Genomic DNA, 26,144 nt, shown 5'->3' with positions numbered 1-26,144 from the left:
CGGCCGGGCCCGCCCGGGTTCAGCGGCGCAGCGCCCACTTCTGCACGGACTCCAGCGGGCCGTTGTCGAAGCGGCGCAGCCACAGCGTGGAGCCCACCATCAGAGCGGCGCTCACCGCCGCCCACAGGCCCATCACCCACCAGGGGTGGCCGGTCGCGCCGAGCCGTTCGGCCAGGCCGAGGCCGAAGCCGTACGAGACCAGGGCGCACAGCACGTTCTGCAGGACGTAGCCCGACAGGGCGGCGCGGCCGACGGACGTGAGGCCGGTCATGAAGGGGCCGGGCCGCCGCACCCGGTCCACCAGGGCGCCGATCAGGCCGATGTAGCCGACCGCCATCAGCGGCGCCGCGCCGTACCGGCCCAGGAGGTAGAAGTCCTCGCCGGCCAGGGCGACGGCCGCGGTGAGCGGCACGCCGAGGCCCAGGCCCCAGGCGAGCATCCGGGCACGGATGCGCCGGCCGGTCCCGTCCGCGCCGAACGCTCCCGCGCGGAACAGCCGGACGCCCAGCAGGAAGAGGAAGACGAGCAGCCCGAAGGTCAGCACCGGCTCCAGGCGCAGCGCGACGGCGTTCTCCAGCCGGAAGGCGACCTGGTCGAGGTAGCCGCCGTGCGCGTACAGGTCGACGACCTCCGGCGAGACCGTGCTCTCCCCCTCCTCGGGGGCGGCGGCCAGTGCCGCCGTCACCAGCCCCATCAGCGTCAGGTGCAGCCCGCCCGCCCACCACATCACCCGGCGGCGGGCCTTCTCGGAGCGGGTCAGCAGCCACGCCACCAGCAGCGCCGTGACGGCGTACCCCATGAGGACGTCCCAGGCGAAGACGAGGACGAAGTGCACGGTGCCCTCGGCGAACAGGAACAGGGCCCGCCACCGGTAGCGGCCCGGCCAGGGCTGTCCGCGCCGGGCGGCCGAGCGGAACTGGATCGCCAGCCCCACGCCGAACAGGATGGTCAGCAGCGACAGGAACTTGCCGTCGGCGAGGAGCCGGAAGAGGCTTTCGGCGGCCGCCGGGACGGACCCGAACGCCGCGCCTCCGGTGCCGGTCTCCAGGACGCCCCACTCGGAGCCGGGGCCGGTGAAGATCCATACGTTGGTCATCAGCGTGCCGAGGATGGCGGCTCCGCGCAGGACGTCGAGCAGCGCCAGACGGCTTCCGGCGGGGCCGGTGGTCACGGTCGGGGTGGGCAGCGTCTCGGTCATGCACACCATCGTCCGCGCGGCGGCGGCCCGTTTCTTCGTGACCAGGGGCGAAGTCCGCTACATCGAAAGGTGCAGGTGCTAGTAGGGGGTCTTCCTTCCTTCGAAGTAGCGGCGCAGGCGGCGGGTGTCCTGCTCCGTCCACCCCTCCGGCGGCACGACGGCCGCCCAGCCGTCCACCGCGCCCGCCCCGTACCGGTGGCCGTGGGGTGCCTGGACCCCGTAGGAGACGGCCATGTCGAGCGTCGTCTGCCAGAAGGCGACGAACGGGAACCAGTTGATCTCGGGGGTGATGTCCGGGCCCAGTTCCCCCTCCAGCCACTCGGGCCGTTCGAGGACCAGGTCGGTGGACCACCACACGATCGGGTCGGAGGCGTTCTGCAGGTACACCACGCGCGGGAACCGCCAGCGCTGCCCGGCGGGCCGCCTCAGATCCTCCTCGGGGAACTGGGCGACCCGTACGTTGACCCCCTTCCGGTACTGCGGCCGCCACACCGGGCTGCCCGGGTCGCGCTGCTCGCGCACCTGCCGGGAAAGCGGGGAGAAGTTGGGGGTGCCGAGCAGCAGTGCGCCGTCGGTGGAGTCCAGCAGGTCCTCGATGTCACCGAAGGACGCCTCTATGGCGTAGGCGCCGAGGCTCTCGCCGGTCACGACCAGCCGGGGGCGGTCCGTGACGGGGAGGGTGGAGAGCTTGTCCCGGACCGCGGTGAGCAGGGCGCGGGTGGCCTTCCCGGCCTGCTCCTTGTCGACGAGGAAGGAGACCCAGGACGGCAGGTAGGAGTACTGGAGGGCGACGATCGCGGTGTCACCGCCGTGCAGGTACTCCAGGGACTGCGCGACGTTCGAGTCGATCCACCCGCTGCCGGTGGTGCCCGCGACGGCCAGCACCTTCCGGCGGAAGGCGCCGGTGCGCTCCAGTTCGCGCACCGCGAGCCGGGCCTGCGGACCGAAGACCTCCCCCTCGCCCTGCCCGCTGAAGGCCCGGGGGAGCTGCGAGCTGATGTAGACCCGTATCGGGTCTTTGGCGGGGCGGCCGGTGAAGGCGGATATCCGGCGGCCGGTGGGGACCGTTCCGGTGAAGTTCCGTCCCTGGTGGCCGAGTTCGCTCCAGCGGATCAGGGAACCGGGGCCGCCGGAGACGAGGGGGGACACCGGGCGGCTGATTCCGGCCTTCGTCCCGCGGTTGGTGGTCTCGGCGATGCGGTCGGCGACATCGACGATGCCCCGGTCGAAGACCACGTCCCGCACGCCGACCGTCACCACCAGCGCGGTGACGAGCAGACCGGTGGTGACGGCGACGGGACGCGGCAGCCGGCGGGCGAGGACCCGGATGAGCCGGCGGGCGCCGAGCCGCACCGTTCGGGCGAGGACCAGGAGGACGACGCAGAGGGCGACGGCGATGACCGCGATCAGCGGCGGATGCCAGGTCAGGGTGGGGGGCAGTTCCTGCAACTGCCGCAACCGGCGCTGTGCGTCGGCGCTCTCGGCCAGCAGCCACGCGGTGACGGCGGGGCTGAGCAGCCAGTACGCCTCCCCTGTCCGGACCCGCACCCGGTCCGGCGGCCGGCGGTCGACGAGGGCCCGGAACAGCCCGCTCACGGTCGCGCCGAGCGCGTACCCGATCGCGGCGGTGATGCCGCCGGTCACCCCCTGGAGGAGCCAGGGGCGCGGGACGAGGGAGGGCGTGAGGGAGAGCCAGAAGAAGACCGTCGCGACGCAGAGGGCGGTGAGGTCGGGCCGGCGCCGCACGAGCCGGCCGGATTCGGGACGTAACGCCGGGTCGCGGCGGCGGGTGGTGTCGGCCGGTCGCCGGGGCGACAACACACCGGCGGGCTGTCCCTCCTCGGTCGGCATGCTCCGCACCGTAGCGCAGCGCGGCCGGACGGGGCCGGTCATTGACGGACCGGCGGCGAGGACCGGCCACTCCCTCTGACGACGTAGCGTTGCTGAACAGATCATGGAGAATTTCTCGCTTGTGCTTCGACGTCGGCTCGGGGGACGGTCATGCCATGCGTCCCGAATCCCCCTGGCGGTCAGCGGACTTCCGCATCCTCTTCAGCGCCTCGGTCCTCGGCCAGCTGGGCACCAACGTCGGCTACGTCGCCGTTCCGCTGATCGCCGTGTCGGCGCTCGGCGCGAGCCCCGGGCAGGTCGGCCTGCTCGCGACCCTCGGCACGGCCGCGTTCCTGCTCATCGGGCTGCCCGCGGGGGCCTGGGTCGACCGGATGCGCCACCGGCGTGTGCTCGTCGCCGCGGACCTGGCGCGCGCCGCGCTGCTGGCCTCCGTACCGGTCGCCTGGTGGCTGGAAACCCTGACCCTCTGGCAGTTGTACGCCGTCGTGCTGCTGACCGGGTGCGCCACCGTCTTCTTCGACGTCGGCTCGCAGAGCACGCTGCCCCGGCTGGTGGGCCGCGAGGGCCTGGTACCGGCGAACGCCGCCATGGTCAGCCTGATGGCCGCGGCCAGTGTGGCCGGGCGCGGCGCGGGCGGCTGGCTGGTCCAGGCGCTCACGGCGCCCTTCGCCGTGGTGTGCACGGCCGCCGGGCATCTGGCATCCGCCCTGCGCCTGATGGCGCTCCGCGGCACTCCGGAACCGTCTCCGCGCCCGGCCGGTCCGGCCACCGGGCTGGGCGGCCGGATCGCGGAGGGGCTGCGGCACGTCTTCGGCGACAAGGAGCTGCGGGCCCTCGCGCTCACGGCAGCGCTCTCCAACCTCGGCGCACAGATGGTCAACACGATGGTTCCGGTGCTGTTCATCCGCGAACTGGGCCTGGCGGAGGGCACCCTGGGCCTGTTCTGGGCGGCGGGCGGGGTCGGGGTCCTCCTCGGCGCCCGCTGCGCCCGGTACGTCGCCGGGCGGCTCGGCCTCGGCCGGACCCTGGGCCTGGTCGGACTGTGCGTCGCCCCGGCCGGACTGCTGGTGCCGCTCGTCGACCGGGGCGGACGGCTGTGGGTGGCCGGCGCGGCCTGGACGCTGATCCTGTTCAAGACCGGGATGAACAACGTCCTCGGAGTGAGTCTGCGCCAGCGGATGACCTCGGACGAGCTGCTCGGCCGTATGAACGCGACTTTCCGTTTCGTGCTGACCGGTGCGCTGGCCGCCGGCGCCGCCCTGGCGGGCCTGATCGGCGAACTGGCCGGTGTGCGGGCGGCGCTGTGGGTGGGCGGCGCGCTGCTCGCCCTGGCGTTCCTGCCGGTCCTCCTCTCCCCGGTGCGCACACGCCAGGGGCTGGACGACCGGCGGGCACCCGAGCCCGCGTGATTGAGTGGCGGCATGCGCACGCTGTCACTGGCCAGGTCGCAGCAGTCGATGGGCGACCCCGGTCTGCACTATCCGCTGTGGCCGCCGCTCCTGCGCGGATGCCCGCGCACGGCGACGCCCGAGGTGGTCCACCCGGTGGAGGTGGACTACGCCTACGACGACGTTCCCGAGGGGCTGTTCAGCGCCGCCACCGCCGGCGGCGGGCTGGACCGCTGGGCGCCGCTGCTGCCGCCGCTCGACGCGCCCGGCCTCGGCGAGGGCGGCACGGCGCTGCTGTCCTTCGGCGACGGACTGTGGATCAAGGACGAGTCGCGCAATCCGACCTGGAGCCACAAGGACCGGCTCAACCGGGTCGCGGTCAGCACCGCGGTCCACGTCGGCGCGCCCGGCGTCGCCGTGGCGTCCTCCGGCAACCACGGCGCGTCGGCCGCCGCGTACGCGGCCCGCGCCGGACTGCCGTGCGTCGTCCTCGCGTCGGCGGGCGCGCCCCCGGCGGTGGCGTCGTTCCTCCGGGCCTACGGCGCGGTCGTGCTGCCCGTGGCGCAGGAGGCCCGCTGGCCGCTGCTCGACACGATCGGCGAGCGCCTCGGGTTCCACACCGTCAGCAACCTGACCCGCACCCACACCGGGCATCCCTTCGGCCCGGAGGGCTACAAGACCATCGCCTACGAGATCCACGCCGAACTGGGCGTGCCGGCGGCCGTGTTCGTGCCGACGGGCTACGGCGAGCTGCTGTTCGGGGTCTGGAAGGGCTTTCGCGAGCTGCGCCGGCTCGGGGTCACGGACCGGGTGCCCCGGATGTTCGGCTGCGAGCCGGCGGCCGGCGGGCCGCTCGCCGCGGCCGTCAGGACCGGGGCCCCCGCGGCCGTGGTGCCGGTCGGCCCCACCGACGCGTACGCCATCGACTGCTCGGTCGGCGGCCACCGGGGCGTCCGCGCGGTCCTCGACAGCGGGGGCGGCGCGCTGCTGGTCACGGACGAGGAGCTGCGCCGGGCCGGGGACGAGCTGTCCGGTCAGGGCGTGTGGGCGGAGCTCTCGGCCGCCGCGGGTCTCGCCGGGTACCGGCAGCTGCGGGCCGCCGAGGGCGGCTTCGACGGGCCGGTGGTGTGCGTCTCCACCTCCAGCGGCTTCAAGGACATCGGCGCGAGCCGCTCGCCGCTGCTGCCGGTGGAGCCGACGTGGGACTCCGTCTCGCGGACCCTGCGGGCGGCCGGCATCGGCTGAGCGCCGGCCGGAACCGGGCGATGGGCGCACGGTCCTGGACCGGCCGGCGGCCTTCCTGACCGCCCGGCGCCCGGCCGCCCGTCACCGCAGATGGGCGTACACGCGCGGGTGGGCGGCCAGATACTCCCGCAGGGTCAGGGGCGGGTGTCCGGTCAGGCGCCTGACCGTGTCGGCGACCGTGCTCATCTCACCCGCCGCGATGGCCTCGTAGGAGGTCACCCAGCCGGTGACCTCCCAGTCCTCCGCGCCGTGTCCGGCCCGGGACGCGTACGCCTCCTCGCGGGTCTCCGGGACGTAGGTGACGGTCCGGCCGGCGGCGCGGGACAGCTCCGCGGCCGCCTCGGCGAGCGTGAGCGCCTCCTCGCCGGTCACGTCGTACGTGGCGCCGTCGTGCTCGGCGCCGCCGTGCTCGGCGCCGCCGACGAGGACCGCCGCCGCCACGTCGGCGATGTCGGAGTGGGCCACGGCGGCGACCCGGCCGTCGCCCGCCGGGCCGCGGATCACCCCGTCCGTACCGGCCATCGCCGCGAACCCCGAGAGGTACCAGCTGTCCCGCAGGAAGGTGTGCCGCACGCCACGGCCGGCGATGTACCGCTCGGTGTGCCAGTGGTCGCGGGCGAAGGTGAACGTCGCCCGGGGCGCGGCGCCCAGGAACGACACGTACACGATCCGCCCGACGCCCGCCGCCACCGCCGCGTCCACCGCCGTGCGGTGCTCCTGGACCCGGCCGGGCTTCTCGTGCGCGGACACCAGGAACAGCGTGTCCGCGCCGTCGAGGGCGCGGCGCATCGCCTCACCGTCGCCGTACGCGGCGGGGGCCGCCTTCACCGCGCCGGGCAGATCGGGCAGCCGGGCGGGGTCCCGGCCCACGAGCCGGGTGCGCACCCCACGGTCGGAGAGACGCCGGGCGACCCGCTTGCCGATCCGGCCACTGGCCCCGGTGATCGCGATGACGGACGACATGGGGCGAGTGTGTCAGGCGTACACCTCGGTGACCTCCAGCACGCGCGCGGTGACACGCCCGTCCGGGCCACCGGCCGCCGCGCGCTCGGGGTCGGCCAGATAGGCGCGGTAGCCCTCCCGCGAGGCGAACGTCAGCAGGTGCACCTCCGACAGCCCGTCGCCGGTGCGCATCCGGCGCTCCAGACGGCCGCCGTGCCGGGGCAGCAGGGCCAGCACCTTCTCCTCGTACGCCATCGCCTCGTCACGGGCGTCCGCCGCGAAGTCGAGGAGGACGGCGAGGCGGAAGAGCGGCGCGGCCTGCGGCTGAAGCGACTTGTAGAAGTGGACGTCGACGTTCCCACCGGGGATGCCCTCGGAGCGGCCCGTCTCGACGTACCCCAGGCGCCGGTAGAACGGCGGCGCCTGGAAGGAGAACGACGACACGATCATCCGGTCGCAGCCCCGGCGCCGCGCCTCGTCCTCGGCGGCGCGCATGAGCCGCGAGCCGACGCCGTCCTTGCGGTGGTCCTCGTGCACCCACAGCATGCTGACGCCGCCCAGACCGCCCCACGTCCAGCCCGTGAGCCCGCCGATGAGCTCACCGGACTCGTCCGTGGCCCGGACCGACAGCTCCGCTTCGTCGGCGGCTCCGGTGGCGGCCTGGTTGAAGGCCGTCAGTTCCTTGTCGAGTCGGGCGGACAGTTCCTTGTCCGCCCCGCCCACGGTGATGGTCACTCGCCCTCCAGCTCGCCTTCCGTCTCCAGGAACACCTGCCGCAGCTGCTCCAGCACCTGCGGGTCCGGCTTGGCCCACATGCCGCGGGACTCGGCCTCCAGCAGCCGTTCGGCGATACCGTGCAGCGCCCAGGGGTTGGCCTCCTGGAGGAACTGCCGGTTCTCCGGGTCCAGGACGTAGGTCTGCGTCAGCTTGTCGTACATCCAGTCGGCGACGACTCCGGTCGTGGCGTCGTACCCGAAGAGGTAGTCCACGGTGGCCGCCAGTTCGAAGGCGCCCTTGTAGCCGTGGCGGCGCATCGCCTCGATCCACTTGGGGTTGACCACGCGGGCGCGGAAGACCCGGGAGGTCTCCTCGACGAGGGTGCGGGTGCGGACCGTCTCCGGCCGGGTCGAGTCGCCGATGTACGCCTCGGGGGCGGTGCCCTTGAGCGCGCGGACGGTGGCGACCATGCCTCCGTGGTACTGGAAGTAGTCGTCGGAGTCCGCGATGTCGTGCTCGCGGGTGTCGGTGTTCTTCGCCGCGACCGCGATGCGCTTGTACGCGGTCTCCATCTCCTCGCGCGCCGGGCGGCCGTCCATCTCGCGGCCGTAGGCGTAGCCGCCCCACACCGTGTACACCTCGGCGAGGTCGGCGTCGGTGCGCCAGTCCCGGGAGTCGATCAGCTGGAGGATGCCCGCCCCGTACGTCCCCGGACGGGAGCCGAAGATCCGGGTGGTAGCGCGGCGTTCGTCGCCGTGCTCGGCGAGGTCGGCGCGGGTGTGGGCCCGCACGTGGTTGTCGGCGTCCGGCTCGTCGAGCGAGGCGGCGAGCCGCACGGCGTCGTCGAGCAGGCCGATGGTGTGCGGGAACGCGTCGCGGAAGAAGCCCGAGATGCGCAGCGTCACATCGATGCGGGGGCGGCCGAGCTCCGCGAGCGGGATCGGCTCCAGACCGGTGACGCGGCGCGAGGCGTCGTCCCAGACGGGCCGGATGCCGAGCAGGGCGAGCGCCTCGGCGACGTCGTCGCCGGCGGTGCGCATCGCGCTCGTGCCCCACAGGGACAGGCCGACGGAGGTGGGCCACTCGCCGTTGTCGGCGCGGTACCGCTCCAGGAGCGAGTCGGCCAGCGCCTGGCCGGTCTCCCACGCGAGGCGCGAGGGGACGGCCTTGGGGTCGACGGAGTAGAAATTGCGGCCCGTCGGCAGCACGTTGACCAGGCCGCGCAGCGGCGAGCCGGACGGCCCGGCCGGCACGAAGCCGCCGTTCAGGGCGTGGACGGCGTGGTGCAGCTCGTCCGTGGTGGCGGCGAGGCGCGGGACGACCTGGCGGGCGGCGAAGTCGAGGATCGTGGCGACGGCCGGGTCGTGTCCCTCGGCGACCGCGGTGACGGCGTCCGGGTTCCAGCCGGCGGCCTCCATCGCCTCGACCAGGGCCCGGGCCTTCGCCTCCGCCTCGTCGGCGGTCGTGCGGGTGGCGGCGGACTCGTCCAGGCCCAGGGCCTCGCGGAGGCCGGGCAGGGACTGCGTACCGCCCCAGATCTGCCGGGCACGCAGGATGGAGAGGACCAGGTTGACCCGCTCGGGACCGGTGGGGGCGCCGCCGAGGACGTGCAGACCGTCGCGGATCTGGGCGTCCTTGACCTCGCAGAGCCAGCCGTCGACGTGCAGCAGGAAGTCGTCGAACCCGTCGTCGTCCGGACGGTCCTCCAGGCCCAGGTCGTGGTCGAGCTTGGCGGCCTGGATCAGCGTCCAGATCTGGGCGCGGATGGCGGGCAGCTTGGACGGGTCCATGGAGGAGATCTGCGCGTACTCGTCGAGCAGCTGCTCCAGGCGCGTGATGTCGCCGTACGACTCGGCACGGGCCATCGGCGGCACCAGGTGGTCGACGAGGGTGGCGTGGACGCGGCGCTTGGCCTGGGTGCCCTCGCCCGGGTCGTTGACCAGGAAGGGGTAGACCAGCGGGATGTCGCCGAGCGCGGCGTCGGGGCCGCAGGCGGCGGACAGGCCCGCGTTCTTGCCGGGCAGCCACTCCAGGTTGCCGTGCTTGCCGAGGTGGACCATGGCGTCGGCGCCGAAGCCACCGTCCTCGCGGGCGGCGGCGATCCAGCGGTAGGCGGCCAGGTAGTGGTGCGACGGCGGCAGATCCGGGTCGTGGTAGATCGCGATCGGGTTCTCGCCGAAGCCGCGCGGCGGCTGGATGAGGATCAGCAGGTTCCCGCGGCGCAGGGCGGCGAGCACGATGTCGCCCTCCGGATTGCGGGAGCGGTCCAGGAACATCTCGCCCGGCGCCGGGCCCCAGTGCTCCTCGACCTGGTCGCGCAGCTCCCGCGGCAGCTTCGCGTACCAGCGCCGGTAGTCGGCGGCCGGGATGCGGACCGGGTTCCTGGCCAGCTGTTCCTCGGTGAGCCAGGCCTGGTCGTGGCCGCCGGCCTCGATCAGCGCGTAGATCAGCTCGTCGCCGTCGCCGGTCGCCAGGCCCGGCACGTCCTCGTCACCGAAGTCGTAGCCCTCCTCGCGCAGCCGGCGCAGCAGCGCGACCGCGGACGCGGGGGTGTCGAGGCCGACGGCGTTGCCGATGCGGGAGTGCTTGGTCGGGTACGCGGAGAGGACCAGCGCCAGGCGCTTGTCGGCGTTCGGGATGTGGCGCAGGCGGGCGTGACGGACCGCGATGCCGGCGACCCGGGCGGCGCGTTCGGTGTCCGCGACATAGGCGGGCAGGCCGTCCTCGTCGATCTCCTTGAAGGAGAACGGGACGGTGATGAGCCGGCCGTCGAACTCGGGGACGGCGACCTGGCTCGCGGCGTCCAGCGGGGAGAGCCCTTCGTCGTTCTCCTCCCAGGCGGAGCGCGGGCCGGTCAGGCAGAGGGCCTGGAGGATCGGCACGTCGAGGGCGGCGAGGGCGCCCGCGTCCCACGACTCGTCGTCTCCGCCGGCCTGCGCCTCGGCGGGCTTCGTGCCGCCGGCGGCGAGGACGGTGGTGACGATGGCGTCGGCCGTCCGCAGGTTCTCGACGAGCTCCTGCTCGGGGGCGCGGAGGGAGGCCACGTACAGCGGCAGGGCCTGCCCGCCGGCGTCCTCGATCGCCTCGCACAGGGTGGCGACGAAGGCGGTGTTGCCGCTCATGTGGTGGGCGCGGTAGTAGAGCACGGCCACGGTGGGGCCGGTGGTGTTCCGCGCGGTCCGCTCCAGCGGGCCCCAGGTGGGGGCGGCGGCCGGCGGCTCGAAGCCGTGGCCGGTGAGCAGAACCGTGTCGGAGAGGAAACGGGCGAGCTGTTCCAGATTGTCCGGACCGCCGTGGGCGAGGTAGGCGTGCGCCTCGGCCGCGATGCCGATGGGGACGGTGGAGGTCTCCATCAGCTGGGCGTCGGGGGCCTGTTCGCCGGTGAGGACGACCACGGGCTTCCCGGCGTCCCGGACGGCCTGGAGGCCCTCCTCCCATGCGCGGACGCCGCCGAGGAGGCGCACGACGACCAGGTCGGCGCCGTCGAGGAGCCGGGGCACGTCGTCCAGCGGCAGCCGGGCGGGGTTCGCGAACCGGTACTCCACCGGGCCGCCGGCCGCGCGGGCGCTCAGCAGGTCGGTGTCGGAGTGCGACAGCAGCAGGATCGTCGTCGCGGGCGCCGGGGTGGGCGTCGCCTCGGGCGTGGTCGCGGGCGTCATGGCGTGCGCAGGCCTTCCTCGGGGTGTCCGCGCCCCGGGTGGTCGTAAGGACGGCGGGAGTTCCTGACTCGCCCGGCCGGGGCCGGACTCACAGTGGCGGGACCGCGCCGGATTTCCACCGGGCTTCCTCCCTAGGGCCCTGGGACCCTGTGCCGTCTGCATAGTAGATCCTGCGCCCTCGCCGCAGGGCGGGCACCTGGAAGGACGTGGGTATGCTCGCCGCCATGCCGCCCAGCTCACCAAAAACCCCGGACCGGGGTGAAGCTCACATACGGGACCGCGGTGACGCCTGCCCGGGTGCGCTGCGACTGCACCGGGCTGACGACGGCGGCCTGGCCCGACTCCGCCTGCCCGCAGGTCTTTTGACGTCCCATCAGGTGCTGGTGCTGGCGGACGCCGCCGACCGGCTGGGTGACGGGCGTCTCACTCTCACCTCACGCGGCAACATCGAGCTCAGGGGCCTCGGTGAGGACTGCGGGCTCGCCCTGGCCCGGCTGTTGCGGGACGCCGGGCTGCTGCCCTCCGACACCCATGAACGCGTACGCAATGTGGTGGCCTCCCCCTTGGCCGGGCTGGACGGACTCGGCTACGCCGACGTCCAGTTGTGGGCCCGCGAACTGGACTCCCTGATCTGCGCCGCCCCCTGGGCGACGGCCCTGTCCGGGCGTTTCCTCTTCGCCCTCGACGACGGGCGCGGCGACGTGGCGGCGCTCGGCGGAGATGTGACCTTGCTCGCAGCCCCGGATGCCGCTTCCGCCCTGGTACGGGTGGGAGCGCACCCCTTCCGCCGGGTGCCCGCCGCGGACGCGCCGCGCGCCGCTCTGGCCGCGGCCCGCGCCTTCCTGGCGGCCGTGCGGGAGGCGGGCACGGGCGCCTGGCGGGCGGGCGAGCTGCCGGACGGCCAGGACGTGGACGTGGAATCGGCCCTGGCGGCCGCGGGGATCGCCTCGGAGGCGGCGGACGCGCCGGCGACGAGCGGGCCCGAGGACGCCGGGTCGGCGAGCGGGGCGACCGCCGCGCGGCAGTTCCCGGGCGCTTACGCACGCGGCGCGGGTACCCGCGGCACGGACGCACGGGGCGCGGATGCCCGGAGCGTCGACGTACGGGGCACGGACACACGTGGCGCGGGCCCGGTTCCCGTACCCGTGGGGTCGCCTCCCGGGCTCGGGCTGGTCGGGGACGGCGCCCTGTCCGTACTCGCACCCCTCGGGCGGGTGACCAGCGCGCAGTTCCGCGCCCTGGTGCCGGCCGGGGAGGTACGGGCCACCCCCTGGCGCGGATTCGTCCTGTCGGGCCTCGCCGACCGCGCCGCGGCCGCGGAACGGCTCGCTGCCCTGGACGCGGCCGGATTCCTCACCCGCGCCGACTCACCCTGGCTCGGCGTCAGCGCCTGCACCGGCCGGCCGGGCTGCGCCAAGTCCCTGTCCGACGTGCGGGCCGACGCCACACCCGGCGACGCCCGCGGCCCGAACGGCCCCCGCGAGGGCGGCCCGCGCCCCCTGCCGGTCCACTGGTCGGGCTGCGAGCGCCGCTGCGGCCACCCGCGCGGCACGTGGGTGGACGCCGTCGCGACCGGCGACGGCACGTACCGGGTGACCGTACGGGGCACGGCGGAACACGACGTACCGACAGGCCAGGCCGCCGGCGGCGCGAGCCTGGCCGACGCGATCACGAGGGCCCGTACTACGAGATGAGCGAGAGCAGAGTGTTCGACTACGAGAAGGACGGCGCGGAGATCTACCGCCAGTCCTTTGCCACGATCCGCGCCGAGGCGGATCTCGCGGGCCTGCCCGCCGACGTCAGCCAGGTCGCCGTGCGGATGATCCACGCCTGCGGCATGGTCGACCTCGTCCGCGACCTCGCCCACACACCGAAGGTGGTCGCCCGCGCCCGCGAGGCGCTGCGCGCCGGTGCGCCGATCCTCTGCGACGCGCAGATGGTGGCGAGCGGGGTCACACGCAAGCGCCTGCCCGCCGACAACGACGTGATCTGCACGCTCTCCGACCCCTCCGTGCCGGCGCTCGCCGCCGAGCTCGGCACCACGCGCAGCGCCGCCGCGCTGGAGCTGTGGCGCGACCGGCTCGAAGGATCGGTCGTCGCCATCGGCAACGCCCCCACCGCCCTGTTCCGCCTGCTCGAGATGATCGATGCGGGCGCGCCCCTCCCGGCCGCCGTGATCGGCGTACCGGTGGGCTTCATCGGCGCGGCCGAGTCCAAGGACGCCCTCGCGGAGCACGTCTCGGGCGTCGACCACCTGGTGGTGCGCGGCCGGCGCGGCGGCAGCGCGATGGCGGCGGCCGCGATCAACGCGATCGCCCACGAGGCGGAGATCCAGGCATGAGCGGAAAGCTGTACGGGGTCGGGCTCGGCCCCGGCGACCCGAACCTGATGACGGTGGCGGCGGTGAAGGCCATCGCGGCCGCCGACGTGATCGCGTACCACTCGGCGCGGCACGGCCGCTCGATAGCACGGTCGATCGCGGCGGAGCACATCCGCGAGGACCACATCGAGGAGCGGCTGATGTACCCGCTCACGGTGGAGACCACGGACCACCCCGGCGGTTACCGCGGCGCCCTGAACGACTTCTACGAGGAGGCGTCCGCGCGGCTCGCGGCCCATCTCGACGCGGGCCGGACCGTCGCCGTCCTCGCCGAGGGCGACCCGCTCTTCTACGGCTCCTACCAGCACATGCACAAGCGCCTGGCGCACCGCTACGACACCACGGTGATCCCCGGTGTCACCTCGGTGAGCGCGGCGGCCGCCCGGCTCGGCGAACCGCTGTGCGAGGCCGAGGAAGTCCTCACGATCATCCCCGGCACGCTGCCGGAGGACGAGCTGACGGCGCGCCTCGCGGGCACGGACTCCGCGGTCGTGATGAAGCTCGGCCGCACCTTCCCGACCGTGCGCCGCGCCCTGGAGCGGGCCGGCCGGCTGGAGGACGCGCGGTACGTGGAGCGGGCGTTCATGGCAGGTGAGCGGACCGGGGAGCTGGCGGCCGTGGACCCGTCGACGGTCCCGTACTTCTCGGTGGCCGTGCTGCCCTCCCGGGTCGACGCCGTGGCTCCGGAGGCACGGGAGACGGGCGGCGAGGTCCTCGTGGTGGGCACCGGCCCGGCGGGCGCGCCCTGGCTGACCCCGGAGTCCCGCGGCGCGCTGGCCAACGCCGACGACCTGGTGGGCTACACGACCTACCTCGACCGGGTGCCGGTACGCCCCGGCCAGCGGCGGCACGGCTCCGACAACAAGGTCGAGTCGGAGCGGGCCGAGTTCGCCCTGGACCTCGCCCGGCGCGGACGCCGCGTCGCGGTCGTGTCGGGCGGCGACCCGGGCGTCTTCGCCATGGCCACGGCGGTCCTGGAGGCCGCGTCCCAGGAGCCGTACGCCGATGTGCCGGTGCGCGTCCTGCCCGGTGTCACCGCGGCGAACGCGGCCGCCGCGAAGGCGGGTGCCCCGCTGGGCCACGACTACGCGACGATCTCGCTCTCCGACCGGCTCAAGCCCTGGGAGGTCATCGCGCGCCGGCTGGCCTCCGCGGCGGCCGCCGACCTGGTCCTCGCCCTGTACAACCCCGGCTCGCGCAGCCGCACGTGGCAGGTCGCCAAGGCCCGGGAGCTGCTGCTGGAGCACCGCGCCCCGGACACGCCCGTGGTCGTCGCCCGTGACGTGGGCGGCCCGGAGGAGTCGGTCCGCGTCCTGCCCCTCGTGGACCTGGATCCGGCCGAGGTCGACATGCGCACCCTGCTGCTCATCGGCTCCTCGCAGACCCAGGCGGTCCGGAGGGGCGACGGCGGGACGGTCGCGTGGACCCCGCGGCGGTACCCGGAGGCGTAGCCCCGCTCGCAGCCGCACGGGCCCGCCGGGGCCCCGTGCCGGGCCAGTGCGCGCGCCGGCGGGTACGGCGTTCACCCGGTGGGCGACGCTCCCCGCCTCCGGGCCGGCTCGGTGCCCGCCCGCACGCCGAGGCCGAGGCCCACGGCGCACCCGCGGGGTCGTCCGGCGCTCGGCCGGACGGGCCGGCGCGCACGGACCGCAGGAGACCGGCCGCCCGCGGGACGGCGTCGGCCGACACGCACGGGCCGCCGGAGACCGGCGGATCGCGGGGCGGCGGCTTTACCGGCCGCCGCCCGCGGAGCCCGGGCCTGCCTGTGTGATCCGGTCAGCGCTGCTGGACGAACACCCGGCCCTGGCGGGCGGGCCCGGCGCCGTCGGCCGCACCGCCGGTGGCAGCGGTGGCCGCGCCGGCCGGGGCGGAGGCGTCGGCCGCGCAGGAACGCTTCTCCGCGGCCGTCATCTTGCGGCTCTTCACGACCACCGCGTTCTTCTTGCCGTCCGTGCCGTTCTTCGCCGGGCCGGTGATGGTGTCCTTGAAGAACCAGTAGTAGTGGCCCCACTTGGGGTTGTCGTAGTGGGTCTGCCAGGTGCCGGACACCTTCTGCATGACCTGGGCCCGCGAGATCCAGCCCACCTCGCCGGGCCGGACCGTCATGGTGAGGGAGCTGCTCTCCGAGTGCGTGCTCGACCAACTGTGGCTGTAACTCGCCGTAACACTGAGGTCGACTATGCCCGCGATCTTACCGCCCGCGGTGACCGAGACACCCAGCGAGTCGGTGGAGCCGACCGTGTCGTCCCACGTCATGGACTGGGTGGCCGGGGACGAGCTGCAGTTGTACAGCGAGTCCGAGACCTGGCGGAACGCACCGAGGTACGCCTCGCCGAGCTTCGGGTCGTTGAACGTGCACTTGCCGAGGCCCGACGCGCAGTCCGCCATGAGCTCCTGCCGGGTCGGCCCGGGCCCTTCGGCGGCGGTCGCCGGCAGCGCGCTCACGGCCGTGAGCCCGCACGCGGCCACGGCCGTGGCGAGCACACGTCTGCCGTACCGCCTGACGCGGTTCATCGTCATCTGTTCGTACCTTTCACATGGTGCTGGGGGGTCGGTGCGCGAACACCGCCTGTTGCGCGCCCGATTGTGGCAATGAATGCGTCAAGTGGCTTGTGAATCAGCCATGTTGCCCTCAGCGCCGGCACTGAGGCTTTCCCCACCCCGGCGCGGAGGCCTGTCGGATGGGAACGCGTGCGCGGTTCGACCAGGCTCTTGGCCATGACGAGACACCAGAACCGCCTCGCCCTGTGGACCGCGGTTTTCACCACCGCGCTGACCACGGCCGCCGTACCGACGGCGGTCGCCGCGCCGACAGCCCGCCTCGCCGCGCCCACAACCGTCGCCGCCGCGCCCGCAGTCGTCGCCGCCGAGGCGTCCGGGAGCACCGCCTCCTCCCCTGCCGTGCCCACCCTCCGGTGGCGGCCCTGCCCGCAGCCCCAGGGCCCCGCCGACCAGGAGTGCGCGGACCTGCCCGTACCGCTCGACTACCGGAACCCTGGCGGCCCGCGCATCACCCTCGCGGTGAGCCGGGTGCGCAGCGAGCGGCCGGAGGCCCGGCGCGGCACGCTGCTGGTGATCCCCGGCGGTCCTGGCTCGTCGGGCGTGCGGCGGCTCGCCCAGAAGGGCACCGCGCTGCGGAGCGAACTGGCGGGAGCGTACGACCTCGTCAGCCTCGACCCGCGCGGCGTGGGCGACAGCACCACCGCGAGCTGCCGGCTCGACGCCGAGGACCGCCACCTGGTGACGATTCGTCCCTGGCCGGGCGCCGACGGCTCCATCGCGGCGAACGTGGCCCGTGCCCGGCGGGTCGCCGAGGCGTGCGCCCGTCACGGCGGCCCCGTCCTGCGCGGTCTCACCACGGCGAACGAGGTGCGGGACATCGACCTCCTGCGGCAGGCGCTCGGCGAGGAGCGGCTGTCGGCGTGGGGCGTGTCGTACGGCGCGTACGTGGGCGCGGTGTACGCCCAGAAGTACCCGCACCGCACGGACCGCTGGGTGCTGGACAGCAGTGGTGACCCCGACCCCGAGCGCGTCGCGCGGGGCTGGCTGACCAACATGTCCCGGGGCGCGGAGGAACGCTTCCCGGACTTCGCGGCCTGGGCCTCGTCGGCCACGACACCGAAGGAACTCCGTCTCGCGGAACGACCCGAGGACGTGCGCCCGATGCTCCTCGCCCTGGCCGCCGAGCTGGACCGGACACCGAGGCCGACCGAGTCGGGGACACCCCTGACCGGCAACCATCTGCGCCAGGCCCTCCAGAACGCCCTCAACAGCGACGGGTCCTTCGCCCCGCTGGCCCGCCTCGTCCTGGCGGCCAGCAACCCGGCCGCGAAGCCCGTACTGACCCCCGACGTGGCGAATCCCCTGTCCGACCAGGACGCGGCCGTCACGGTCGCGGTCGTCTGCAACGACGTGCGCTGGCCGTCCTCCGTGCCCGCCCACGCGCGGGCCTCGGCCGCCGACCGGGCCCGCCATCCGCTGACGGCCGGCATGCCGGCGAACATCACGCCGTGCTCCTTCTGGAAGGACGCCCCGCGCGAGAAGCCCACCCGCGTCACCGCGGACGGCCCCTCCAACATCCTGATGATCCAGAACCTCCGGGACCCGTTGACCCCGTACTTCGGAGGCCTGAGGATGCGCGCCGCCCTGGGGGACCGGGCCCGTCTCGTCACCGTCGACAGCGGCGGCCACGGCGTCTACCTCGGCAACGGCAACCCGTGCGGCGACCGGGCCGTCACCCACTTCCTGCGGTCGGGGGAACGTCCCGCACGGGACGTCCACTGCGGCCCCTGACCCCCCGGCGCCCGCCGGAAAAAATTCTTTCGCCAATCGGTCACACACCTCCGTCGCGGCGGGTCAAAGGGATGACTCGCCAGAACGAACCACGCGGCACGAACCGCCGCGACAAGAGGAGAACGACATGCGTATGAAGAACCCGGTAATGGTCCTCCCGGACGCCATGAAGGGCATCGGCCACCTGCTCAAGGCCACGTCCCAGGGCGGTGTGCCGCAGCAGACCCTGGAACTGATCGGCCTGCGCGCCAGCCAGATCAACGGCTGCGGCCCCTGCGCCATCGGCCACTTCCAGGAGGGCAAGAAGGCGGGCGCCACCGAGGAGCAACTCGCCCTCGTCGCCACCTGGCGCCACGCGTCCACCTTCTTCACCGACGCCGAACGCGCGGCCCTGGACCTCACCGAGCACGTCACCCGCATGGCCGACCGGACGGGCGAGGCAGTCCCGGACGCGATCTGGGACGAGGCGACGAAGCACTACGACGAGGAGCAGCTAGCGGCGATCCTGCTGACGATCGCGACGCTTAACTTCTTCAACCGCATCAACACCACGATCCAGGAGGACGCCGCCCACCCGAGCTGGCTCTGACGCACCCGCTTCACCGGTGCGGCCACCGCCGGGCGGTGGCCGCACCGTCAGTCTTCCGACGGCGCGTCAGCTCGGCCAGCGATGCCCGCGGTGCCTGGCATGCCGGCTGCCGCCCGACGCTCAGGCGGACCGACTCACCCCCACGAACCCGCAGAGTGAACCGCCGGCAGCATGCGGGGTGTGCATACCGAGAAGGAGCTCAGGAAACTGGTGCGCTCGCTGGGCGACGGCCGCGGCATCCACGGACGAGTCACCCGCACCACTGCCCGGCCCGACACCGAAACCGTCGCCGGGGAGGTCCACCGTGTTGCCAGGAAGGCCCAGGCAGCGTGGGCGCGCCGTGGCCTGGAGGAGGCGCAGGGGCCGGACTCACCCGCACAGGTCGCCGAGGCGCTCGGTGAGACGAGCGAACAGCGAGCGGTCGAGATCATGACCTACTTGGCGGTCCACGGCCTTGTCTTTCCCGGGCATCCGAGGCGGAACCGTGATCGCGTGCTTCGAGCCGTCGGGCGCGTGGTGGGGCTCCTGGGTCAGGAGACCCGGTGGTGGACGAACATCGACGAATTCTCGGCCGGCGTCCCATCATGGTCCCCCGTGACCCGGCACAGCTTCGACGGGGTCGTCGTGGGGGCCGGGAACGGGCATGTCGTCGTCGTGCTTCAGGTGGGCGAGGACTGAAGACACCCACAGGCGCCGCACGGCTCCGCTGTGCCGGTGAGGCAGTGCGGCACGAGGGCCGCACTGCCGTGCGCGGGACGCGGATCCGGCCCGGACCGGACCGGTCAGAACCAGAACTTGACGCTGACCGACGCGCTGAGGCCGACGGGCTTGACGCGGATCTTGGGGGTGTCGGTGCGCTTGCCCCAGGGGACGCGGATCGTGGTTTCCGGGCCGGTCATACCGATCATGCCGGCGTGGTACCAACGGCCCTGACCGGTACGGTTGTCGAAGCCGTAGACCTGCACGAGCCCCTGGTTGCGGGAGTACTGGTTCCCGCCCTGCAGTTTGTAGACGAGGATCGAACTCTTCGACGCTCCCGAGTGGGAGCAGTCCGCCGCGCCGACCGTCCAGCGGCCGAGGAAGCCCGAGACCTTCTGCGGACCGCAGGTGCGGGACTCGGCGTGGGCGGCGACGGTGGCGGCGTTGACCGCGGGCCGGTCGGTCGTGGACGAGATGACGGCCGGTGTCGCGAGGACGGCGCCTGCCAGTGCGACGGCGGCGAGGGCACGGGTGGGTCGCATGCGTTCTCCTGGAGAGTGGGTGTGAGTGGATCCGTGGGTGGGGTGGGAGTGCGTCACTTCCAGCCGCCGCAGATGTAGCCCGCGGTGTTCGTGGTCGATTCGCGGCAGGCCGCCACCCAGATGCCCTTGACGTCGCGGCCGCCCTCGGCGAAGGGCACCATCTCGCCGATCAGGCACACGGAGCCGGTGTCGAGGACCTGCGTCCGGCCGTCGGTGTACTGCAGCTTGACCCGGGCGTGGGCGCACTCGGCCCTGCCGCGGTTCTTGTAGACCTGCCCCTGCACCTTGGCGTTGGTGACGCGGCCGGTGGAGGACTGCTTCCAGCAGATGTGGCCGAACGACCGCACCTCGACAGTGCCCTTGAGGAGGGCGTCGAAGGACCGGCACTTCTGGGTCGTGCCGCCGGCGACGAGGGCGACCGGATCGGCGGTGCCGTCGGCGGGGGCTGTGTCGGCGGTGGTGGAGTGGAGGGCGAGGCCTCCGGCGAGCAGGCCGGCGGCGACCGCGGCGACGGCCAGCGGGCGGCGGACGCCACGGGGCTGTGTGCTGGGCATGCTGATGCTCCCGATCGGTGTACGTGGTGGACGGGTCGGACGGGCTGTGCGCCGCCCGGTCCCGGGTGTGGTGTGTGAGAGCTCGCCCCGGTCGTCGTACCGGTTTCGGATGGCGAGGGTGACGCGGCGGACCCTGGTTCGCCGTCGACGTGGGGCGAAGCGGGTGGGCCGGTCGGTGGGCAGGAGCCTGCCGGGCCGGTGGGGCGGGCGGCAACGGTTCCGGGCGGCTCGGACAGTCCGGGAGTGTCCGTGCAGCTCAGCGCCCTGTCCGAGGGGTGCGGCGGGCTCGTCCGGTGGTCCCGGGGGAACGCGGTGTCCGGTCAGTGCCGCGTTCCAGCCTCTCCGGCGGGCTCGGCTCTCTAAGCTCCTGGGGTGATCGAGCACTGACGACCACAGCGGGGGGAACCACGGTGGACAGTGGGGCGCCACGGCCCGAAGGGGCCACGAGCGGGGCCGAGTTCGTAGCCGCGATGCGGCGGTTACGGGTCTGGTCGCATCTGAGCTACCGCCAGTTGGAGCGGCGGGCGCAGGACGCGGGGGACGTACTCCCTCGCGCGACACTCGCCGGTGTACTCGGCCGACAGGAGCTTCCCCGGGAGGAGTTGCTCGCGGCGTTCGTACGCGCCTGCGGCGGGGACGAGCCCACGGTCGGGGCCTGGGTCGGTGTGCGCAAGCGCCTGGCCGTGGAACTGGTGAGGCTGCCCCCGGAGCCGGGCGCCCTGCCGGCCCCCGCGGCGGATGCCGGTGGGGTGGACTCCGGTGGAGAAACCTCCGGTGGAGTGAAGCCCAGAGGGGCGGAGGGAGGGGTGGAGCCCGGTGCGGTCGACTCCGGCGGGGTCGACTCCGGCGGGGTCGACCCCGGCGGGGTGGGCTCTGGTGGACGGGCTCCCGATGGAGAGGCTTCCGATGGGGTGCGGCCCGATGGGGTGGAGCCCGGTGGAGTAGAGCCCGACGGGGTGCGGCCCGATGGGGTGAAGCCCGATGGGGTGAAGCCCGACGGGGTGGAGCCCGATGAGGTGCGGCCCGGTGGAGCGGACTCCGACGGGCTGGACTCCGGCGGGCTGGTAGCCCGCGCAGTGGATCTCGACGGAGCCGATTCCAGGGCGGTGGAGTCCGCGGCCGACCGCCCCGGTGACGGTGGCCGGCAGGCCGGCTCGGGTGCCGCGCCCGGCAGTCCGGCGGCTTCCGGTACCGCCGCCGCGGCCACCCTCGACGCGACACCATCCCGCCCGCGTCGCCCCGTGCTGCTCACGGTCATGAGCGTCACCGTGCTGCTTCTCGCCGCCGGTGTCACCGGCCTCGCGCTGCTGCCCGACGACGAACGCCGTGGCGCGGAGCAGGGGACCTCTCCCGGCGCACCCGGGGTGACGAAATCGGTCTCCCGTTCTCCGGCCGACACGGTCGACACGGTCGCGCCGGTGACCGCGGGGCCCTCCCGCGGCGAGTCCGCCGACGCGCCCTCACCGGCCGGCAAGCCGCGCACATCTCCGGCGCCTTCGCCGCGGCCTCCGGCCAAGGACGTGCCACGGCCCGGGCCCGCGCCGTCGCGGTCCGTTTCCGTGCCACCGCCGTACGAGCCCGAGCCCGGGCCCTGGGAGCCGCCGCCGGCCGCGTCGAGCTCACCGTCCGACGGGACGGGCGGGGGCGACCCGTTCCCCGAAGAGACCTGCTGGGACGTCACCAACGACTGTCTGTGAGGCGCTGACCTGCGCGGACGGGCCCGGACTGTCTCGGACGCCGAAAGGCCTGGCCGGACACCCTCGCCCCCGTCGAACCTCCTCTTCTGGCAGGCCACAAAGGCCGATGAGGAGGATGGGATGGACACGAGGACACGGCGGCCGTCGGGCCGCACGGCCTCCCCGCGGGCGGATCGGCCCGGGGCCGGCAAGCCCGTGGCACCGGCCGGGCAGGCGGCGCGTGCTGTACGGGCGGTGCGTGCGGCCCGAGCGGCACAAGCGGTGCGTGCGGCCCGAGCGGCACAAGCGGTACGCGCGGTGCGAGCGGTACGTGCCGCGTGGGCGCGGGCGTTGGAGCCGTCGAGCTGGTTGCGGACGGCCACCTCCCTGGGCGTGCTGTTCGTCGTCGCGGTGCTCGTCGGCGGACTCGTCGCCGTGGGCGGTGGCCCGGCGGACTCCGCTCCTCCCTCGCGGCCGCCGGCCGCCCAGGCCCCGGTGCCCGCCCCTGTTCCGGGCCGGGAGCCTCCCGCGCACAGCCCTCAGGAGGGCGGGACGGAGGCGCCGCCCGCGCCGGCGACCAAGGGGGTGGTGCTGCGCCCGGGCGACACGCTGTACGCGCTCGCTGGGCAGCACCGCACCAGCGTCGCCGAGTTGCAGCGGCTGAACGGGCTGGGCGACTCCACGCTCATCTACGCGGGCGACACCCTGCGGGTCCCGGCCCGGCCCGGGAAGGCCGCCGCCGGGAAGACGGCCGCCGCCGGGGAGGCCACCGGCGGGGAGGCCACCGGCGAGCGGACCCAGCCCGCCGCCGGCCGCGAGGGCCGCCCGGCGGCGAAGGGCCCGTCGCACACCGCCGTCGCCTACGCGCGGGCGCAGTTGGGCAAGCCCTATGTCTGGGGCGGTACGGGCCCGCGCGGCTACGACTGCTCCGGGCTCGTCATGCGGGCCTGGAAGGCGGCCGGTGTGACGCTCCCCCGCACCACCTGGGACCAGGTCCGCGCCGGGCGGGCCACCACACGCGGCGAGCTCGTCCCGGGGGATCTCGTGATCACCGCCGGGGGCGGGCACATCCAGCTGTACGTCGGGGACGGAAAGGTGATCGAGGCTCCCAGGACGGGCCTGCGCATCCGCACCGGCCCGCTGCCGTCCGAGGACCGGGTCGTCGCCTACCGGCACGTCGCGCGGTGAACGCCACCGCCCGAGACGCCGCCGGAGGCGACGACTCAGCGGGCCTGGCCGAGGTCCGTGAGCCAGCGGGCCGCGTCGGCCGGGCTGGGGACCGTGGGCACGCCGGGGGGTGCGGCGGGGCGGCGGACGATGACGACCGGGATGCCGGCCTCCCGGGCGGCCGTCAGCTTCGGGGCCGTCGCGGTGGCGCCGCTGTCCTTGGTGACGAGGACGTCGACGGCGTGGCGGCGCAGCAGTTCGCGTTCGCCGTCGAGGGTGAAGGGGCCGCGGTCGAGGAGGACGTGCAGCAGGGGCGGGGCGGGGGGCTCCGGGGGGTCGACCGACCGGAGCAGGAACCAGGCGTCGTGCACATGCGCGAAGGACGCGAGACCCATGCGGCCGGTGGTGAGGAAGATTCGGCTGCCCAGGCGGCGGGCCGTGTCCGCGGCTTCGGTGAGGGTGTCCACCGGGTGCCAGTCGTCGCCCGCTACGGGGGCCCACCCGGGACGGCGGAGGACAAGCAGGGGAACATGGGCTTCGGCGGCCGCGCGGGCCGCGTTGCAACTGATCGTGTCCGCGAAGGGATGAGTGGCGTCGATGACCGCGTCCACCTGGTGCTCGCGCAGCCAGCGGGCGAGGCCTTCGGGTCCGCCGAAGCCCCCGATGCGGACCTCTCCCGGGGGGAGCTTCGGGGCGGCGACACGGCCGGCGAGCGAGGACGTGACCCGCGGCCCCGAGCCGTGCAGGAGTTCGGCGAGGCGGCGGGCCTCGGTCGTGCCGCCGAGGATCAGTATGTGCACGGGGTCCAGCCATGAGTGAGGCGACGGGCGGGCGTAGTGCCCAACTCAAGCACACCGGTCTGCGGCCCGGCTGGACGACCGGGGCGTGTGCCACGGCGGCGACGACCGCCGCGTACACCGCGCTGCTGACCGGGGACTTTCCCGACCCGGTGACGATCACCCTGCCGAAGGGTCAGACGCCGTCCTTCGCGCTGGCGGCTGAGGAGCTCTCCGGCGGCCGGGCCATGGCCGGTGTCGTGAAGGACGCCGGTGACGATCCGGACGTGACGCACGGGGCGCTGGTCCGGGCGACGGTGCGGCGGCTGCCGCCAGGGGCGGGTGTGGTGTTCCGGGCGGGGGCCGGGGTGGGGACGGTGACCCGGCCGGGCCTGCCGCTGGAGGTGGGCGAGCCGGCGATCAATCCGGTGCCGCGGCAGATGATGCGTGACCACGTCGCGCGGGTGGCGGCAGCGCACGGCGACGGCGGGGACGTCGAGATCACCGTCTCGGTCGACCACGGTGAGGAGATCGCCCGGTCGACGTGGAACCCGCGGCTGGGGATCCTGGGCGGGCTGTCGATCCTGGGGACGACGGGCATCGTGGTGCCGTACTCGTGCTCGGCGTGGATCGACTCGATCCGCCGCGGCGTGGACGTGGCGCGCGCGGCGGGGCGTACGCATGTCGCGGGATGCACGGGGTCGACGTCGGAGAAGACGGTCGTGTCGCTGTACGGGCTGCCGGAGGACGCGCTGCTCGACATGGGTGACTTCGCGGGGGCGGTGCTGAAGTACGTCCGCCGGCATCCGGTGGAACGGCTCACCGTGTGCGGCGGGTTCGCGAAGCTGTCGAAGCTCGCGGCGGGCCATCTGGACCTGCATTCGGCGCGGTCGCAGGTGGACAAGGGGTTCCTGGCGGAGCTCGCGCGCGAGGGCGGTGCGGACGAGGAGCTGGCGGCCGCGGTCGCGGCCGCCAACACGGGCCTGGAGGCGTTGCAGTTGTGTGCCGCCCGGGGTGTGCCGCTGGGTGATCTGGTCGCGGCGGCGGCACGGGACGAGGCGCTCGCGGTGCTGCTGGGCGCCCCCGTCGCGGTCGACGTGGTGTGCATCGACCGCGCGGGCACGATCGTGGGCCGCGCGGACCCGGCGGGCCCGCGCGATGCCCTCTTCGCCGGTTAGCGGGCCCGGTTGACGGCGACCGGGGAGCCGGCGACCGTCCGCAGCTCGGTCTTCGCGGGCTTCGGCAGCGTCCCGCAGAACTCGCCCTCGAACATGTTCTCGAACGGCGGGCTCTGGTCGAGCCAGTCGCCGTTGATGTTGAACGTGAGCATGTGCTTGCCGTCGCGCGTACCGGCGGAGCCGGTCAGCGAGCCCCAGACGACACCGTCGTGGCCGTACACCTGCACGCCGCAGGTCAGCTTGCGGGAGATGATGCCGAGCCCGTACGTGTAGTGCTCGCCGGTCTCGACGGTGGTGAGCATGGCGTCGAGCTGCTTCTTCGGGAGCAGCCTGCCCTTCAGCAGCGCGCCGAAGAAGCGGTTGAGGTCACCGCTGGTGCTGACGACCTCACCGGTGGCTCCGGACCAGGAGGGCCGGTACTCGGTGGCGTCGTGGATCTCCGGGCCGGGGTCGGGCACGTACAGCTTGGAGTAGCCGATCGGGTGCGGGGCGGGCAGTTTCGGGTCGGTGCCGGGGAAGGTCGTCTCCTTCAGGCCCAGCGGCTTGACGATGCGCCGCTCCACCTCGCGGGCGTAGGGCTTGCCGGTGACCTTCTCGATGATCATGCCGGCGAGGACGAAGTTGGTGTTGGAATAGCGCCAGCCCTTGCCGGGCTCGAAGTCCGGGCCGTACTTGATGCCCATGGCGACGATCTGCTCGGGCGTCTTGATGTCGTAGCGGTGCTCGAAGAAGCCCTGGCCGTTCATCAGCTCGTTCCACTCCGGCGTCATGACCATGTCGTGCACGCCGCTGGTGTGGTTGAGAAGCTGACGGATCTTGATCTTGTTGCCGTCGTAGCCGTTGCCCTGCAGGACGCCGGGGAGCCACCGCTCCACCGGGTCGTCCAGCTTCAGCTTGCCCTCGGCCTCCATCTGGAGCAGGACCGTGGCGACGAAGGTCTTGGTGATGCTGCCCGCCCGGAAGTGGTCGGCGGCCGTCCGCTGCCGCTGGGTGGCGGTGTCCGCATGGCCGGCGGAGCCGGACCAGGTGCCCCGGGGCGTGAGGGTCGCCGCCCCCACGCCGGGCATCCCGGCGGCGACGAGGCCGTTCAGGGCCTCCTGCGTCGCCGCGTGGGACTCACCGGCCTGCTCCGCCGCGACGGCCGGGCCGGCCGTCACGGCCCCGCCGAGCAGGGCGGTCGCGGTGAGCGCGACGAGCGCCCCCCGCATCGCCGGGCGCTGGGTCAGGCGCCGCGATATGTCCTCAGAAGCGCGCTTGCGCATCGAGCTTCCCCCTTGGAGTCAATGTGCC

Annotated in this window: 21 protein-coding genes and 1 riboswitch; of the genes, 11 read left to right on the top strand and 10 right to left on the bottom strand. The window is 74.0% G+C overall.

The features are described 5' to 3' along the window. Positions 1–19 precede the first annotated feature (19 nt). Both ACY34K_RS21610 and ACY34K_RS21605 read right to left on the bottom strand, forming a co-directional pair. Positions 20–1,198, bottom strand: coding sequence for a DUF418 domain-containing protein (locus ACY34K_RS21610; RefSeq protein ID WP_462749494.1), 1,179 nt, complete (start codon positions 1,196–1,198; stop codon positions 20–22). A 78-nt stretch (positions 1,199–1,276) separates the two neighbouring features. Further along, positions 1,277–3,049 carry an alpha/beta hydrolase gene (locus ACY34K_RS21605; protein WP_462749491.1) on the bottom strand — a complete coding sequence of 591 codons (1,773 nt, stop codon included), beginning with the start codon at positions 3,047–3,049 and terminating at the stop codon, positions 1,277–1,279. A gap of 155 nt (positions 3,050–3,204) precedes the next feature. On the opposite strand from ACY34K_RS21605, the gene ACY34K_RS21600 reads away from it, so the two are divergent. Continuing rightward, positions 3,205–4,458 (top strand): MFS transporter, encoded by a 1,254-nt coding sequence (locus ACY34K_RS21600; RefSeq protein WP_462749489.1) that lies wholly within the window; start codon positions 3,205–3,207, stop codon positions 4,456–4,458. A gap of 12 nt (positions 4,459–4,470) precedes the next feature. Next, the gene (locus ACY34K_RS21595; protein ID WP_462749487.1) at positions 4,471–5,682 is read left to right on the top strand and encodes a threonine synthase; all 1,212 of its coding nucleotides are present in this window, start codon (positions 4,471–4,473) and stop codon (positions 5,680–5,682) included. Positions 5,683–5,763: 81 nt separating this feature from the next. Here ACY34K_RS21595 and ACY34K_RS21590 read toward each other — a convergent pair whose 3' ends face one another. From ACY34K_RS21590 to cobN, 3 genes are read right to left on the bottom strand one after another with little or no spacing between them, the layout of a single operon-like run. Further along, entirely contained in the window at positions 5,764–6,645 is an 882-nt protein-coding gene (locus ACY34K_RS21590; RefSeq protein ID WP_462749486.1) for an NAD(P)H-binding protein, read from the bottom strand. Positions 6,646–6,657: 12 nt separating this feature from the next. Next, a complete protein-coding gene (locus ACY34K_RS21585; RefSeq protein WP_462749483.1) occupies positions 6,658–7,359 on the bottom strand; it encodes a GNAT family N-acetyltransferase in 702 nt (233 codons plus the stop codon). Next, on the bottom strand, positions 7,356–11,000 hold the full coding sequence (gene cobN / locus ACY34K_RS21580) for a cobaltochelatase subunit CobN (RefSeq protein WP_462749481.1): 3,645 nt from the start codon (positions 10,998–11,000) through the stop codon (positions 7,356–7,358). Before cobN ends, ACY34K_RS21585 begins: the two co-directional genes overlap by 4 nt. A gap of 38 nt (positions 11,001–11,038) precedes the next feature. Then, a riboswitch (cobalamin riboswitch) is annotated at positions 11,039–11,169 on the bottom strand. 43 nt (positions 11,170–11,212) lie between these two features. Here cobN and ACY34K_RS21575 point away from each other — a divergent pair. From ACY34K_RS21575 to ACY34K_RS21565, 3 genes are read left to right on the top strand one after another with little or no spacing between them, the layout of a single operon-like run. Next, complete coding sequence (locus ACY34K_RS21575) at positions 11,213–12,694, top strand: cobalamin biosynthesis protein CobG (RefSeq protein WP_462749478.1); 1,482 nt, start codon at positions 11,213–11,215, stop codon at positions 12,692–12,694. Then, positions 12,691–13,341: a precorrin-8X methylmutase gene (locus tag ACY34K_RS21570; protein WP_462749475.1), complete on the top strand. Its 651-nt coding sequence runs from the start codon at positions 12,691–12,693 to the stop codon at positions 13,339–13,341. The genes ACY34K_RS21575 and ACY34K_RS21570 overlap by 4 nt, the downstream gene beginning before the upstream one ends. Further along, the gene (locus ACY34K_RS21565; RefSeq protein WP_462749472.1) at positions 13,338–14,831 is read left to right on the top strand and encodes a precorrin-2 C(20)-methyltransferase; all 1,494 of its coding nucleotides are present in this window, start codon (positions 13,338–13,340) and stop codon (positions 14,829–14,831) included. The genes ACY34K_RS21570 and ACY34K_RS21565 overlap by 4 nt, the downstream gene beginning before the upstream one ends. Positions 14,832–15,156: 325 nt before the next feature. Here the strand turns inward: ACY34K_RS21565 and ACY34K_RS21560 are convergent, their stop codons facing one another. After that, the gene (locus tag ACY34K_RS21560) at positions 15,157–15,900 is read right to left on the bottom strand and encodes a hypothetical protein (protein WP_462749470.1); all 744 of its coding nucleotides are present in this window, start codon (positions 15,898–15,900) and stop codon (positions 15,157–15,159) included. Positions 15,901–16,098: 198 nt separating this feature from the next. Here ACY34K_RS21560 and ACY34K_RS21555 point away from each other — a divergent pair, with 198 nt between their 5' ends. The 3 genes from ACY34K_RS21555 to ACY34K_RS21545 all read left to right on the top strand — a co-directional run bounded on the left by ACY34K_RS21555 (position 16,099) and on the right by ACY34K_RS21545 (position 18,940). Next, the gene (locus ACY34K_RS21555) at positions 16,099–17,673 is read left to right on the top strand and encodes an alpha/beta hydrolase (protein WP_462749467.1); all 1,575 of its coding nucleotides are present in this window, start codon (positions 16,099–16,101) and stop codon (positions 17,671–17,673) included. Between the two features lie 133 nt (positions 17,674–17,806). Continuing rightward, positions 17,807–18,262 carry a carboxymuconolactone decarboxylase family protein gene (locus ACY34K_RS21550; RefSeq protein ID WP_462749615.1) on the top strand — a complete coding sequence of 152 codons (456 nt, stop codon included), beginning with the start codon at positions 17,807–17,809 and terminating at the stop codon, positions 18,260–18,262. A gap of 180 nt (positions 18,263–18,442) precedes the next feature. After that, a complete protein-coding gene (locus ACY34K_RS21545) occupies positions 18,443–18,940 on the top strand; it encodes a hypothetical protein (RefSeq protein WP_462749465.1) in 498 nt (165 codons plus the stop codon). A 104-nt stretch (positions 18,941–19,044) separates the two neighbouring features. Here the strand turns inward: ACY34K_RS21545 and ACY34K_RS21540 are convergent, their stop codons facing one another. Both ACY34K_RS21540 and ACY34K_RS21535 read right to left on the bottom strand, forming a co-directional pair. Then, on the bottom strand, positions 19,045–19,503 hold the full coding sequence (locus ACY34K_RS21540; RefSeq protein ID WP_462749464.1) for a hypothetical protein: 459 nt from the start codon (positions 19,501–19,503) through the stop codon (positions 19,045–19,047). A gap of 53 nt (positions 19,504–19,556) precedes the next feature. After that, positions 19,557–20,057, bottom strand: coding sequence for a hypothetical protein (locus ACY34K_RS21535; protein ID WP_462749462.1), 501 nt, complete (start codon positions 20,055–20,057; stop codon positions 19,557–19,559). A gap of 1,001 nt (positions 20,058–21,058) precedes the next feature. Here ACY34K_RS21535 and ACY34K_RS21530 point away from each other — a divergent pair. Next, entirely contained in the window at positions 21,059–21,754 is a 696-nt protein-coding gene (locus ACY34K_RS21530; protein WP_462749460.1) for a hypothetical protein, read from the top strand. Positions 21,755–22,051: 297 nt separating this feature from the next. Continuing rightward, positions 22,052–22,921 (top strand): C40 family peptidase, encoded by an 870-nt coding sequence (locus ACY34K_RS21525; protein ID WP_462749458.1) that lies wholly within the window; start codon positions 22,052–22,054, stop codon positions 22,919–22,921. Between the two features lie 35 nt (positions 22,922–22,956). On the opposite strand, the gene ACY34K_RS21520 is transcribed toward ACY34K_RS21525, so the two are convergent. Then, on the bottom strand, positions 22,957–23,700 hold the full coding sequence (locus tag ACY34K_RS21520; RefSeq protein WP_462749456.1) for a cobalt-precorrin-6A reductase: 744 nt from the start codon (positions 23,698–23,700) through the stop codon (positions 22,957–22,959). An 11-nt stretch (positions 23,701–23,711) separates the two neighbouring features. Here ACY34K_RS21520 and ACY34K_RS21515 point away from each other — a divergent pair, with 11 nt between their 5' ends. Next, on the top strand, positions 23,712–24,854 hold the full coding sequence (locus tag ACY34K_RS21515; RefSeq protein WP_462749453.1) for a cobalt-precorrin-5B (C(1))-methyltransferase: 1,143 nt from the start codon (positions 23,712–23,714) through the stop codon (positions 24,852–24,854). Here ACY34K_RS21515 and ACY34K_RS21510 read toward each other — a convergent pair. Continuing rightward, complete coding sequence (locus ACY34K_RS21510; protein WP_462749451.1) at positions 24,851–26,116, bottom strand: serine hydrolase domain-containing protein; 1,266 nt, start codon at positions 26,114–26,116, stop codon at positions 24,851–24,853. The two genes, ACY34K_RS21515 and ACY34K_RS21510, sit on opposite strands and share 4 nt — an antisense overlap. Positions 26,117–26,144: the final 28 nt, after the last annotated feature.

Source organism: Streptomyces sp. STAM6, from assembly GCF_054963715.1.
Note: the sequence above shows the minus strand (reverse complement) of the source record. Positions and strands in the feature narration are given on the sequence as shown.